Source organism: Desulfitobacterium sp. PCE1 (assembly GCF_000384015.1).
Classification (GTDB): domain Bacteria; phylum Bacillota; class Desulfitobacteriia; order Desulfitobacteriales; family Desulfitobacteriaceae; genus Desulfitobacterium; species Desulfitobacterium dehalogenans.
The window spans coordinates 3,485,362-3,499,219 of the sequence record NZ_KB913023.1 but is presented as its reverse complement, the minus strand read 5'-3'; the positions used below and the strand labels follow the sequence as shown (position 1 = coordinate 3,499,219).

Sequence of the window (13,858 nt, the reverse complement as noted above, 5' to 3'; positions counted from 1 at the left end):
TATCGAAGAATAAATAGAGGAACGGTCTGTGGCAAAGCTCTTATGGACTGGAAATAGCTTTGTGAAATCTACGTTTTACATGACGATGTTTAATCTGTAGTATGCACCCAGTTTGAACTTATCATAACATATCCTTAATCCAATTAATCAATCAAATGATACAATTCCGTGTATCATTTGAAATAGTAAGATATAGCAAATGAAAAGTCAGAAACTATCAGATGGTATCGAAGGCTATTTCCTTCCTTGATAAAATATACACAAACAATCATTTTATGTGGGAGGGAGCAAAATGGCTCAAGAAAAGAGTAGACTTAACCCTGATCTGTCCCGCCGTACATTTCTTAAAGCTTCGGCAGCAACTGCGGCAACGGTCAGTGTTGTGGCAGCCAATCCCTGGAGTTCGGCCATGACTGCTTTAGCGGAAGAGGAAAACACCGATAGGGCCACCATCAATGATGAGCAAATCTTTAGCGGTGCCTGCCGCGGCAATTGTGCCGGCGGATGCTTTTTGAACATTCATGTCCGCAACGGTAAAGTGGTAAGAACTTCTGCCAGGGAAATGCCCAATCCGGAGTACAACCGGATCTGTGTTAAAGGCTTAACCCATGTGCAACGAATCTATAGTAAAGACCGCCTCAAATATCCCATGAAACGTGCCGGGGAGCGCGGAGAAGGGAAATGGGAACAGATCACCTGGGATGAAGCGATCAATACCATCACCGAGAAATGGAAAAGGTACCAGGACCAGTATGGCAAATATGCTTTTGGCGTGATGTGGAGCTCAGGAAGCTACGCCACATTAAGCGGTGCAGGGATTGGCAGTGCTATGAATCGTCTGCAAAATGCCAATGGAGCCCTGAATATTACGGCGGCGGTGGACATGGCACGGGGACAAGGGACAAAACCGGCTCTCGGTCAAGGAACCTTTGTTACGGCGAATGAACCGGCAGACCTGAAGAATTCCAAAACCATTTTCTGTTGGGGAGCGAACCCTGTGGGAGCTCAGCAACAAAGCACGCACTTTTTCCTGGAAGCCAAAGAAAAAGGGGCAAAGATTGTAGTCATTGACCCCAATTTCAATGCTTTGGCTGCCAAAGCGGACATCTTTGTCCCCGTACGACCTGGTTCCGATGCCGCTTTAGCGCTGGGTATGATGAATATTGTGGTCAGAGAAAATTGGGTGGATGAGCCCTTTTTGAAGAAATCTTCAGGAGCACCTTTCCTGGTTAAGGAATCCGATGGGAAGTTCCTTCATCAAAGTGATTTAGGCATTACCCTTGCTGAAGGGCAAAAAGATCAGCCCATCGTTTGGGATGCCCTGACCAACACTTATGGGGCAGTCAATGCCGTTGAAGACCCGGCCCTGCGGGGAACCTATACAATCAATGGTATTAAAGTAACCACTGCTTATGAATTGCTTTTGACGCGCATTGCGGAATACCCACCGGAAAAAGCGGCAGAAATCTGCAATATTTCCGTGGAGCAGATCGAGGAAATCACGAAACTCTACGCGACCAATAAACCTTCTGCAATCTATGAATTTTTCGGCATAGACCACTATGTCAATGGCCATTACGGTTATTTTGCCATGGCTGTGTTGGCTATTCTCACAGGGAACCTGGGCAAATCCGGAGCCTTCTGCGGCATGGGCGAAAACCTGGCCACCGACTGGATCAATATGGCGGGCACCATGTTCCCGAACGGGGCAAAGCCTTCCCTTTCCGTACCGGTGAATATGTTAACTGAAGTATTGGAAACCAAGATGTACGGTGAAACTCCCATCGATCTCAAAGGGATATATTTTACCCATGTCAATCAAGTGGGTAATGGTGCTGAGCGTAAAGCCACCCTGGAAGTCATGAAAAAGCTGGAATTCATCGTCGTTGCCGATATGAACATGAACGAAACGGCACAGTACGCGGATATATTATTGCCGGTAGCCCATTGGTTCGAAGTGGATGATGTCTTTGTTAACTATAGCACCCATCCTTATGCCATTTTGCAGGAGAAGGCCATCGACCCCCTCTATGAATGTAAATCTGATTATGAAATCTACAAATTGCTGGCCGATAAGCTGGGCTGCGGTGATGCCTTTGACATGGATGAAGAGGGCTATATGAAGCTCTGGATGGATACTGACGGAGCAAGAAAATTAGGAATAACTTTAGAAAATCTTAAAAAGGAAAAAGTTCTCAGAGCTTTACCTGGAGATCCCTATATTTATGCTGAAGGAGGGGTTTTCGCTACTCCTTCCGGAAGAGCGCAGATTTACAACGAAAGCCCGGCCCCCAATAATAACTATGGTCAGACTTTTGATGTGACTAAAGAACAGCTTCCCTATTTTGAGCCTCCTTACGAAGCATGGCATGAAAACCCTCTCCATGAAAAATATCCTTTCACGATGATTCAGGATAAGGGAAGATGGCGGACTCACTCCCAATGGTGGGATGTCCCCATCTTAAAGGAATTAAGCCCGGAACCTTTTGTCAGAATCAATCCTTCCGATGCTGCCGCCCGGAATATTAAGACCGGCGACATCGTCAAGCTCTATAATGACCGGGGCTATGTCAAAATCAAAGCCGTTGTGGACCGGGGGATTCAACCGGGAGTGTTGAGCCTGCCTAAAGGTCGGGAAAAGCATGAATTCATTGAGGGACATTATCAGGATCTGACATCCAGAGTCATGAATAGTGTCTGTGCCAACAGTGCCTTTTTTGATGTATTGGTTCAAGTGGAGAAAGCTTAAGAGGAGGAATGAAATATGCATTATGCCATGGCAATTGATTTGAAACGCTGCGTAGGCTGTCATACCTGCTCGGTAGCATGTAAAATGGCTAACAACCTGCCCAATGAGATCTGGTGGAACCGCATCCTTACCGTCGGTGGGGAGGCCATGGATACAGCGGCAGGCACTTACCCCAACAATACCTTGGAATACCTGCCGGTAAATTGCCAACACTGTGATAATCCAGCTTGTGTTAAAGCCTGTCCGGTAGGAGCCACCTATAAGCGGGAGGAAGACGGAATCGTCATCCAGGACTATGATAAATGCATCGGTTGCCGGTATTGCATGGTAGCTTGCCCCTATAGCGGAGTGCGTCAGTTCAACTGGAAAAAACCAGAGTACCGTGTGGATTTTGCTGTGGGTGATGTCAATACAACCCCACATCAATATAATACAGTCTCCAAGTGCACTTTTTGCGTCCACCGACTGGCGGAAGGGAAAAAACCGGCCTGTATGGAGTTATGTATTGGCCGTGCCCGCTACTTTGGGGATATCGACGACCCGGAAAGCGATGTCAGCAAGGCGATTAAGGGCCGGAGCTATTTCCACTTGCTCGAAGAAAAAGGCACCAAGCCGAATGTCTATTATTTAACTTAAGGGGGTGTGAAGTATGGCAGTGCAAACAAATACCACCGTAAAAAACACCAAACAGACCTCGTCAAATCTGTGGAACATTATCTTCGCAGCCTTTGCCGTCCTCGGTGCAGTCTGCTGGGGACTGCAACTGACCCAAGGTCTACAAGTGACCAACCTTGGTGTGAACACTATGTGGGGCCTCTATATCGTGGGCTTTATGATCTTCACAGGGGTTGCTGCCGGAAGCCTGCTCTTCGCAGCAGTACCTTATCTCTTTAAACTCAATGAATTCAAACCCTATACCCGGATTGCTTCCTATCTGGGAGCAGTCTCCAGTATCGTAGCCGCCTCCTTGTTCATCATCGTGGACATCGGTAACCCGGAACGGGCCTGGCTGTTCATTACCAGCGGCAACTTGACCTCTCCCATGTTCTGGGACTTCCTCATGCTGGCCTCTTATATGGTCATTTCCATCATCTTTACCCGTCAGCTGATACTGGTCCATGAAGGGAAAAAGGATGAAGCTTCAGTGAAGCCTGTTGCCATAATTGCCTTTATCGCCGGAATTTTGGTCACGGTGACCTCCTTCGTCTTCTGTTTCCAAATTGCCCGTCCTCTCTGGAATACCCCGGTACAGCCCCTATCCTTCCTGATCGCCGCCTTAGTGGCAGCCCTGTCTGTGCAAATGATTCTGGCCACCCTTTTAAAAAGAAGTGGTTACATCCAAATGCCGGTGAAACTACTGGGCAAGATGGGGAAAGTGGCTGCCGTGCTCTTATGTATCGAACTCATCGTAGTGGTGGGGGAAGTCTTCATTGGCCTTTACCCCGGCGGCGGAGAAGAATATGCTGCCTTCCATTGGCTGGTGTTTGGTGAAGGAGCTTTAGGCTTCTGGGTGGAGTTGGTGGCTCTAATCGCAGCCATCGTGCTCCTGTCTAAACCAGGAACATCAGGGAAGGCAGGGAGCATTGTTGCAGGTGCAGTACTGGCCCTGGTTGCCATCTACCTTATTAAGTCGAATCTCCTCCAGGCCCAATTATTTAACCCTCTCATCACTTATGCCGGACCACCGGTATATGGCGGAACAACAGGTCCCTATGTACCCAGTTTGATCGAAATAGGTTTATCTTTGGGCATCGTCGCACTGGGAGCATTGCTTCTGAATTTGGGTTTGAGCAAGTTGAACCTCGGGGTAAATGCCCGGAAGTAGGAATAGGGGAGATGCATTTAACTAAAGCTCGGGAGCAATCCCGAGCTTCAAATATCTAGTTAATCGGAAAGCATAAACCAGCAGGCATAAGGCGACTATGGCTACTGCTTCGCACAAGCCAATCTTCTCTGTAGTGTTTTTTCGGGACAAAACTCCATAAGTATTCCTGACAGCTTTATCGGGAGCCTTATTATAAAATTATTGAGAGCTAGATAAAAATGAATAACACTAAATCAGAAGAGAATGAAATGTGAAACGTATATCAAATGATATAGAAGAATCCATTAGAGCTTTGTTAAAATGAAAATAAGTAGAGGTCAAGAAAAAGGAGAAAAAAATGAGTAATAACGTTCAGGTACAAGATGTTATGACTGCTTTTGCAATTTCAGATTTTTATCAAATGCTCTCTATTTCCCTGCGGCTTCCCAATCATGAACTGGCTGAGGCCATGCTGGATGGGAGCTATGGACAAGATGCGGTAAACATTCTTGAGGAGCTTTCCTGCAGTCAGGAAGATATAGCGAAGATGAGAGAGGCCTTAAACGCCCTTATCTCTGCAGAGGAAGATGCTACAACCCTTTTAATCCGGATGAGGAGAGAGTATACAAGACTGTTTGATGATCCGAAGAAACCTGCACTTAGCATTTATGAAACCCTTTTTCTCCATAATCCCGAAGAAGCCAATGGGGGAGTCATGCTCTTTATGAGTCCGGCAGCTCTTGACGCGGAACGCTGTTACCGGGAAGCCGGAGTCAGAGTGGTAAAGCAGTCTGCAGAACCGGCAGATCATATGGCCACAGAGCTGGAATTTATGATGTATCTCTATGCCAGGAAGGGTAAGGCCCTCCAAGAGCAAAACGCTGAAGAAATAACCCGAATTGAAAAGCAGATCAAAGGGTTTGAAGAGCTCCATCTTAAAAAGTGGGGCCAGGAATTTTTTGAGATGTTGCGAACTGAGACAAATGAGGCAACTTATCTCGCAGTGGCTCAATTGGCTTTGCTGGGGTTAACAAAAATTATACAGGTGTAAAGAAGAAGTTGTTCCGAATTTTGTGATGAGGAGTGGGAGGCATGCTTTTTAATCACGGTGCTCATGTGCAAGTTGACACAAAGCGATGTTTGAATCAGCGGCACAATGGTGTGGAATGCAACCATTGTGTTTCCCATTGTCCAGGACAAGCATTAATTTTATCTGATCACCAAATTTATCTCATTCAAGATCAATGCCTGGGTTGCGGGCTGTGCTTCTCGGATTGCCCTACTCAGGTCTTTAGTTCCACGCAATGGGATGAGACGACGATAAGCTCAGACGTGGAAGAGCAAGGGGCAAAATCCACCCAGATTTTCTGCGGTTATCATCCCGCCCCCTATCTTAGTAAAGAGGAAAAGGACAAAGGGGCGGTGCAGGTTCACACCTGCTTAAGTGCAATTTCCAAAGGAATGTGGTATGAATTGGGGTTACTCACCGGGGTGGAGCTGCGCCTGGATGAATGCCAGAATTGCCCCATGAAAGATTGCCTGGAGCGCATGAAGTTTGCTGTAGAAACGGCTATGGAATGGTTGTCAGCTTCCGGGCATACCCCCGACTTCTCCCTGATTTACACGGCAGAGAAGGCGAAGAAGAAAAAGAAACTCCAAGCTGTATCCTCAGGCTTGAAAGTAACTTCCCGCCGTGATCTTTTTCTAACCTTGATGGGCCGGAAACCTGGGAGCGAGCTCATGGCCAAAGAGAAAAAAGCACCCCCCGGCAGTGATGAAAGGGCGAAAAGGGCCAGAATCAATGTCCTGCCTGATTGGCAGAAGCGTCTGGAAGATAGTTACTCCAGTCACTTTCAAGAGGGGGGAAGCCCAGCCTATTGGCCATCTATCCAAATGAGTATGGAATGTGTTAACTGTGGGATGTGTGCCCGGTATTGTCCTACGCAAGCCTTGAAGATTCGAGTGGAAGTGAAGGAATGTATTCATGACTTTACCAGTGGGCACTGCTTAGATTGCCGCATATGCATGCTGTCTTGTCCTACGCGCTCTATTCTCCGGGATCGACAACCCAATGCTCAGCCTTACAAGGAGCAGTCCATATTTAAAGCTCCGGTCGGAAAATGTAGGATTTGTGAAGCGGAAACCATCACTAGTCAGGATGATCTGTGTTACTGGTGTAAGGAAGAGCCTTCTGAAGAGGATATACTCTCAGATGTTCGCAAAAAACTATTCGGAAAGTTAGTGTAAAACAATGTTTAATACTCAATTCAATAAAGCAAAAGGGAAGACAGGCGTCATTGTTTTCGCCTGCCTTCTCTTGCTCATGACATTTATTTATCAACAGGGTACCAATAAGCAGGATCTCTTGGGTCTTTTGCAGCAAGGAGAACCGTCGGCAAGCCAGTTTAAAGAGGTGGAGGGCGCCTATAAGAGCTATGCCTTATATAACCAGGAGGGGACATTTTTAAGTTATGGGGTGATTTCCAGCGCTTCCGGTTATGGCGGGCCGATCACTATGCTAACCATAGTGAGTGAGGAAGGAAAGATTGCCAATGCGGTACTATTGGATGATTCCGAAACTCCTCTTTATCTAAAGAAGGTCCTGGTAGCCGGTTATCCGGAAAATTTTCTGGGGAAAACGGTCTCCGAACCCTTAGAAGCCCATGAAGATATCGATATTGTCAGTGGAGCCACACGAACTGCTAAAGGGATGATGCTGGCCGTTGAAAAAGGGATGTACCAAGTGGGAGAAAATCACCTGGGATTAAAGGTTCCCCCGTTAAAAACCTTCCATTTTCAATGGCAGGATGGTCTCGTCGTTCTTATGCTGGCTCTTGCCATTCTCGCTTCCTCCCGCAATATGAAGAAGCTTAGACCCTGGATATTGGTAGCAGCGGTCTTTGTTTTAGGGTTCATGGAGAACGTTTCCTTGACCATCGGCAATTATATGAGTATTATCGCTCTCAAGATGCCGACTTTTTCAGAACGTCCCATCTGGTATGTAATGGTCATCGGGGTGTTCCTGATTACGTTGTTTTGGGGCAGAAATTTTTACTGTTCCTGGCTCTGCCCCTTCGGAGCTGTTCAAGAAGGAATCTATAGGGCCTTGAACTTAGCCAACTATCATCCGCATCCCAGGCTCGTTACGATAGCCCGAAAAAGCCGCTGGTTCTTTCTCTGGCTGGCTGCATTATTGGCTTTATTGTTAAACAACCCGGGGATAGCCAGCTATGAACCGTTTTCAGTGTTCTTTGATGCTGACGGCAACACTTCTCAGTGGATTATTATGGGGATCATCTTGCTCTTCTCCATTTTTATCCTCCGCTTTTGGTGTCGTTGCTTTTGTCCTGTAGGCGCATTTTTGGATTTCACAGCCCTGTGCAAACGAAAGGCCAGCGCTATTTTAGGACGGAAATCTATCCCCTCCAAATCAGATAAAAGGGAAGAGGGGTGCCCAGGACAGTGTGCCGGCTGCCTAAAAGAAGAAGCGCAGCAAACGTCTCTGTTGATTTCATCGGATAAGATCCTGGCCGCCGGAATTGGCGTCTTATGGATACTGATTATTGGAGCTTTGTTGCAAAACATCGGATTATTTTAAAAGATAGATGTTTCCTTGCGTAATAAATTACACGGATTTTTTATAGGTTATATTTATGTCCAGACCTCATGCTATAATATAAGAGATTGACCCAGCCTCAAAGGAGGAGTGAGTATGGCGGAAAATATTCGGATCCGTACAGAAAGAGAAGAATGGGAGCGACTTTCACCTCATGCTGCTAAAAGCAGTGAGGCTAAACGATCGCGGGAAGAAGCGGAGTGTGACATTCGGACCAAGTTCCAAAGGGATCGGGATCGTATTTTGCACAGTAAGCCTTTTCGCCGGCTTAAGCATAAGACGCAAGTTTATATTGCACCTGCGGGGGATCATTACCGGACGCGGATGACCCACAGCCTGGAAGTCTCACAGATTTCCCGCACCATTGGCAGAGGTTTGCGCTTAAATGAAGACCTCATCGAAGCCATTTCCCTCGGGCATGATGTGGGGCATACTCCCTTTGGCCATGTGGGAGAGGAGGCCATCGTCAAACTTATCGGAGGTTTTGAACATAATGAGCAATCCGTTCGCATCCTCACAGTTCTCTCTGGGGAGGGAAAAGGGCTGAATCTGACCCAGGAAGTTCTGGATGGGGTGCTTCATCATACAGGAAAAGGAATCCCCTATACCCTCGAGGGGCAGATCGTCAAGACAGGGGATCGTATTGCCTATCTTTGTCACGATTATGATGATGCCTTACGGGCAGAGCTCATTCACAAAGGAGAGCTCCCCGAGAAGGTGGTGTCTACTTTGGGGGATAATCCCAGCCGCATGATCACCACTATGGTGGTGGACATGATCGAAAGTTCACAGAATCAAACCTCTATCCAACAATCTCGCCCTGTTACAGAGGCTATGCAGGAGTTTCGACTGTTTATGTTTGAACGAGTCTATAACAGCGAGGCCCTCCGTGAAGAGCGGCGTAAAGGTGAATACGTTGTCCAGGCTTTATTCCATTATTATATGAAAAACCTACAGTTTCTCCCTCAGGAATACCTTGTTTGGGCTGATGGAGATGCGGTCAAAGCCGTGGTGGACTATATCTCCGGGCTAACCGATAATTATGCCATTGATCTCTTTCAAAACTTCCTAGTTCCCAGACATTAAGAATTTATGCAAAAATAATCAAGGGTCTGTCGCCGTAAGACAGACCTTTTTTATGGAAAAAGAGCATCGCCAACTACTTTAAAAAAGTAGTTTATGCGACACTCCCTTAAACATTCTTTAATATGTCTTTGTTGATGGATAATAGTAAGAACCTTTTATTTTAGGATTAAACTCTCATTGGCCGTTACAGGGGTTGAAGTATCCAAACCGCCGAGAATAGCAGCCTTCAGTTCCCCTTCTAAAAGGAATTCTACAGAGTCCACATCCTTAAGGGTGGTTAAGGAGTTGACGATGCTGTAAAGGACCATCTGTTCTCCTGTGGCGCCCCCCTCAAAATTTTCTCTGAAGGAATTGGACAGATTAATGGTGGCGACACCGTCTTTAATCTTAACATCCAGAAGTTTTGTTTCTTTGGGGAGGGGAGCCACCAAACCCGAAGGGGGATTCGCGAACTCTTTGAACATCTCAGCAATGACTTCCTCGCTCGATTTTTTTGCAACGTTTACCGTCCGGTCAGTTGGGACCAGCCCTGTCGCATCCGATGTAGGGAAATACATCGTAACCTCCACAGTCTCCGTAGGAGCCGGTTCAACTGGGTCAGGGTTTTGGGGATCTGTTACATTGGCAGGAGGGGGAGAGGGAGGAGTATTCTTCGTGGTGTCATCGGATCCACAGCCTACTAAGCCAAAGGTTAAAAAGAATATGGAAAATGCGATAATCAAAGAGCGGAATTTAGCGTTACACATAGGATCGTCCACCTTTCTGAGTCATTTTTTAGTTTAGCATAATGTTGTGACTTGACTCATCTATGTATAAAAATTAGCCATTAATTCATTTTAGCACGAAAAGAAGAGGAGGAAAAGCGATCAGCCGCGGCTGGCGGTAAGAAGGAAAGAAAAAGTCGAAATGAAGGAGGAAATAGTTAAGGAAGGTAGAATAATATTTATAGACCCTAAATATATCTAGAATATATATTGTACACCAAAAAAGTCTGATTTTAAAGAAAGATTTTATAGAAAACTTGGCTGGTGGCAAGCCTCTGGCGCAGACAGCTGCCTAGTTGCACTTATGCAGGAGGAAAGTATGCAACGAAGTTATGCTTTACGAAAGTGAAAAAGAGGATTCTTGAGTTTTTTGGCGAAACAATAAATGTATTATTATCTTGACAATCTGTCAAAAATATGGCATAGGGGTGGCGAATTACAATCAGTGGACTATAGAATTCCTGAGGAAATCGTTGAAGAAGTCAGATTGCGTTCCGATATCGTGGATACAATTTCCGAATATGTACGACTTCAACGGAAAGGGAAGAATTACCTAGGCCTCTGTCCGTTTCATTCGGAAAAGACCCCGAGTTTTACGGTAACCCCGGATAAACAGATTTTTTATTGCTTCGGTTGCCATACGGGTGGTAATGTATTTTCTTTTTTAATGAAAAAAGAAAACTGGAATTTTGTCGAAACGGTGGAGCATTTAGCTCAAAAACACGGTATTGTTCTCCCGGAGAAAGAGCTTTCACCCCGTGAGAAAGAACAACAAACCCGTCGACGTCGTTGGGAAGAGATTCACGATTGGGCAACGGGTTATTTTCATGAAGTCCTATTGCATAAACCTGAAGGAGAGCCTGGAAGGCTGTACTTTAAGCAGCGAGGGATAGATGAAGAGACCATAAAGCAATTTCGTTTAGGGTATGCTCCCGAACGATGGGACGGACTGATTGAGGCACTCAGTGCCCGGGGAGTAAACCCCCAGGAGTTGGCTCAAGCCGGACTTGCCTTGGAACGAGACCATTCGGAAGGGAAATCCCGCGGCTTCTATGACCGTTTCCGGAAAAGGGTAATCTTTGCAATACTTGACTCGCGTCAAAAGACCATTGGCTTTGGAGGGCGAGTTTTAGATAATTCTACACCAAAATATCTGAATTCACCAGAGACTGCTTTTTTTAACAAGGGACATCATTTATATGGAATGCACCGAGCTCACCAGGGGATCCGGGAACACGGATTCGCTCTTCTGGCAGAAGGTTACATGGATGTTATCGCCTTACAAAAAGCAGGCTTCAAAAACGCAGTAGCCTCTTTGGGAACAGCCTTAACCCGGGATCAGGCAAAATTGATCCATCGCTACACTGGGCGGGTAGTGATCGTTTATGATTCGGATCAGGCTGGAACTCAAGCAACACTTCGAGCGGGTGAACTATTGCGGGATATGGGTTTTCGGGTAGATATCTTAAGTCTGTCCGGAGCTAAGGACCCGGATGAATACCTAAAAACCTTCGGAGTGGAAGAATTTAATAAAGCGTTAGCTCAGGCAGAGCCCTATATTCAGTTTAAATATCAGGTCCATGTCAAGACGAAACCAACTCTATCGGCTCCGGAGAAAGCAGAATTGGTCCGTGAATTAGCCTCGGATATTATAAAAGTGCAAAGTCCTGTGGAGCGGGAAGGGTATGAGCGGTTTCTGAGTCTGGAGTTGGGTTTAACTTTAGATAGGGTTCAAGCGGAAATTGCAGGATTTGACCGAAAACCTTCGAAAAGGGCCTCTGAAGAGGAATTATTTCCTAACAAACAGGATATTTCTGTAAAAAAAAGGGATAATATCAATAGGTGTGCAAATCCGACTCAAACTGGAGCATCAGTACCTGATGGAGTGATTCGAGCTGAGCAAGTTCTGTTACGTCTTTTGCTTGAACAATTGATTCCTGTCTCAGAATTCAAGGAACAATTCGAAGAGGGATTTTGGAAGGTAGCTTATCATCAGCAGATATTTGATTATATTGAAAAAGCACGCTGTATTGGAAAAGGAGCTATGCCCAGTATGGAATCCGACGCTTTGCAAAGCAAGGTTGCCCAACTCATGCTGGAAGATATGGAGCTATCTAATCCAGAACGACTTTTCCATGATTGTATTAAACAGATTCGTTCGATAAATGAAGAAGAAACTGTGGAAGAGCTTCAGGCTCGAATGGTTGAATTAGAAAAATCCGGCGATTTGACAGGTGCTTTAGCCCTGTTAAAAGAGATAGGAGAGCGGTTGAGAAGTGGCGAAAAGTAAGGTCATGAGCACACAGAAAAATGAAACCAAGAAGGGAGGGGAATCTATGAATGATGACCAATTAAAGGTCGATGCGGTGAAAGAACTGATACAAAAAGGCCAGAAAAAAGGTTCTTTGACCTACCGGGAGATCATGGATACCCTCCAAGGAATTGAGCTCACAGCCGAACAGATTGACGAAGTGTATGAACAGATCGGCCGGATGGGGATTGATATCATTCCTGAAGCGGGTGAAGTGGAAGCATTGGAAAAGGCCACTGATGAAATCCCCGACGATGTGGATGACCCTGATGCTGAGGAAGAGGTGGATGTGGATGTGGATCTTTCCATTCCCGAAGGGGTAGGGATTGATGATCCTGTCCGTATGTACCTTAAAGAGATTGGTCGAGTTCCCCTTCTTACGGCAGAAGAGGAGATTGAACTGGCCAAACGCATGGAACAAGGGGACGAAAGTGCTAAACGCCGTTTGGCAGAAGCCAATTTGCGTCTTGTTGTCAGCATCGCCAAACGTTATGTAGGCCGGGGGATGCTTTTCCTGGATTTGATTCAGGAAGGTAACCTGGGACTGATTAAGGCTGTGGAAAAATTTGATTATGTAAAAGGCTTTAAGTTCTCAACCTATGCCACATGGTGGATTCGCCAGGCTATTACTCGAGCTATTGCCGATCAGGCAAGAACTATTCGAATTCCTGTGCATATGGTAGAAACCATCAATAAGCTGATTCGGGTATCACGCCAGCTCCTGCAGGAATTAGGACGTGAACCAACCCCCGAGGAAATTGCTGTTCAAATGGATATTTCAGTAGAACGGGTCCGGGAAATTATGAAGATTGCCCAAGAGCCGGTATCCTTAGAGACGCCCATTGGAGAAGAAGAAGATTCCCACTTAGGGGACTTCATTCCTGATGAGGATGCCCCGGCGCCCTCGGAGGCGGCTTCCTTTATCCTGTTAAAAGAACAGCTGGAGGAAGTATTAGAGACTCTGACTCCCCGGGAAGAGAAGGTTCTGCGTTTGCGTTTTGGTCTTGATGACGGTCGTACCCGGACTTTGGAGGAAGTAGGCCAGGAATTCGGCGTAACTCGGGAACGGATTCGTCAGATTGAGGCCAAAGCCCTGCGGAAACTTCGTCATCCCAGCCGCAGCAAGAAGCTTAAGGATTACCTTGAATAAGAACCAAGGGGATAGGTCAAAGGCTTCTCACTATTTAGAACAAAAAAACATCAAATATAAGCTTGACTAGCTAATACGAATCTCGTATAATAAACTCTGCAAAGGGCATTCCTCGATAGCTCAATGGTGGAGCAACCGGCTGTTAACCGGTAGGTTGCAGGTTCGAGTCCTGCTCGGGGAGCCATTTTTTTATTGGGCCTATAGCTCAGCGGTAGAGCGGCCGGCTCATAACCGGTTGGTCCCAGGTTCGAATCCTGGTGGGCCCACCACTATAACAATGGCCCGTTGGTCAAGCGGCCTAAGACACCGCCCTTTCACGGCGGTAACACGGGTTCGAATCCCGTACGGGTCACCACTTAAGAACGAATGTAGCGAGAT

Annotated in this window: 10 protein-coding genes and 3 tRNA genes; 12 read left to right on the top strand and 1 reads right to left on the bottom strand. The window is 46.3% G+C overall.

Annotated features, from left to right (window positions below; genetic code table 11):
• The first annotated feature begins 292 nt into the window (after nt 1–292).
• From DESPCE1_RS0117520 to DESPCE1_RS0117490, 7 genes are all read left to right on the top strand, one after another.
• A complete protein-coding gene (locus DESPCE1_RS0117520) occupies nt 293–2,749 on the top strand; it encodes a molybdopterin-dependent oxidoreductase (protein WP_019851179.1) in 2,457 nt (818 codons plus the stop codon).
• Nucleotides 2,750–2,764: 15 nt separating this feature from the next.
• Nucleotides 2,765–3,385 (top strand): 4Fe-4S dicluster domain-containing protein, encoded by a 621-nt coding sequence (locus DESPCE1_RS0117515; protein WP_014795334.1) that lies wholly within the window; start codon nt 2,765–2,767, stop codon nt 3,383–3,385.
• Between the two features lie 13 nt (nt 3,386–3,398).
• Nucleotides 3,399–4,574 carry an NrfD/PsrC family molybdoenzyme membrane anchor subunit gene (gene nrfD / locus DESPCE1_RS0117510; RefSeq protein ID WP_019851178.1) on the top strand — a complete coding sequence of 392 codons (1,176 nt, stop codon included), beginning with the start codon at nt 3,399–3,401 and terminating at the stop codon, nt 4,572–4,574.
• 337 nt (nt 4,575–4,911) lie between these two features.
• Complete coding sequence (locus tag DESPCE1_RS0117505) at nt 4,912–5,604, top strand: molecular chaperone (RefSeq protein WP_019851177.1); 693 nt, start codon at nt 4,912–4,914, stop codon at nt 5,602–5,604.
• 41 nt (nt 5,605–5,645) lie between these two features.
• On the top strand, nt 5,646–6,800 hold the full coding sequence (locus DESPCE1_RS0117500; protein WP_019851176.1) for a 4Fe-4S dicluster domain-containing protein: 1,155 nt from the start codon (nt 5,646–5,648) through the stop codon (nt 6,798–6,800).
• A gap of 4 nt (nt 6,801–6,804) precedes the next feature.
• Complete coding sequence (locus DESPCE1_RS0117495; RefSeq protein WP_019851175.1) at nt 6,805–8,151, top strand: 4Fe-4S binding protein; 1,347 nt, start codon at nt 6,805–6,807, stop codon at nt 8,149–8,151.
• A 114-nt stretch (nt 8,152–8,265) separates the two neighbouring features.
• Nucleotides 8,266–9,255, top strand: coding sequence for a deoxyguanosinetriphosphate triphosphohydrolase (locus tag DESPCE1_RS0117490; protein WP_019851174.1), 990 nt, complete (start codon nt 8,266–8,268; stop codon nt 9,253–9,255).
• 155 nt (nt 9,256–9,410) lie between these two features.
• Here DESPCE1_RS0117490 and DESPCE1_RS0117485 read toward each other — a convergent pair whose 3' ends face one another.
• Complete coding sequence (locus DESPCE1_RS0117485; RefSeq protein WP_014795328.1) at nt 9,411–10,001, bottom strand: GerMN domain-containing protein; 591 nt, start codon at nt 9,999–10,001, stop codon at nt 9,411–9,413.
• Between the two features lie 403 nt (nt 10,002–10,404).
• Between DESPCE1_RS0117485 and dnaG the strand changes: the two genes are divergently transcribed.
• The 5 genes from dnaG to DESPCE1_RS0117460 all read left to right on the top strand — a co-directional run bounded on the left by dnaG (nt 10,405) and on the right by DESPCE1_RS0117460 (nt 13,835).
• Nucleotides 10,405–12,309, top strand: coding sequence for a DNA primase (dnaG, locus tag DESPCE1_RS0117480; RefSeq protein WP_019851173.1), 1,905 nt, complete (start codon nt 10,405–10,407; stop codon nt 12,307–12,309).
• Nucleotides 12,296–13,480, top strand: a complete 1,185-nt coding sequence (rpoD, locus tag DESPCE1_RS0117475; protein WP_014795326.1) for an RNA polymerase sigma factor RpoD — start codon at nt 12,296–12,298, stop codon at nt 13,478–13,480. Before dnaG ends, rpoD begins: the two co-directional genes overlap by 14 nt.
• Nucleotides 13,481–13,589: 109 nt before the next feature.
• Nucleotides 13,590–13,664 (top strand) — tRNA-Asn (locus tag DESPCE1_RS0117470).
• 10 nt (nt 13,665–13,674) lie between these two features.
• A tRNA-Ile gene (locus tag DESPCE1_RS0117465) sits at nt 13,675–13,749 on the top strand.
• Between the two features lie 10 nt (nt 13,750–13,759).
• Nucleotides 13,760–13,835, top strand: a tRNA-Glu gene (locus DESPCE1_RS0117460).
• Nucleotides 13,836–13,858: the final 23 nt, after the last annotated feature.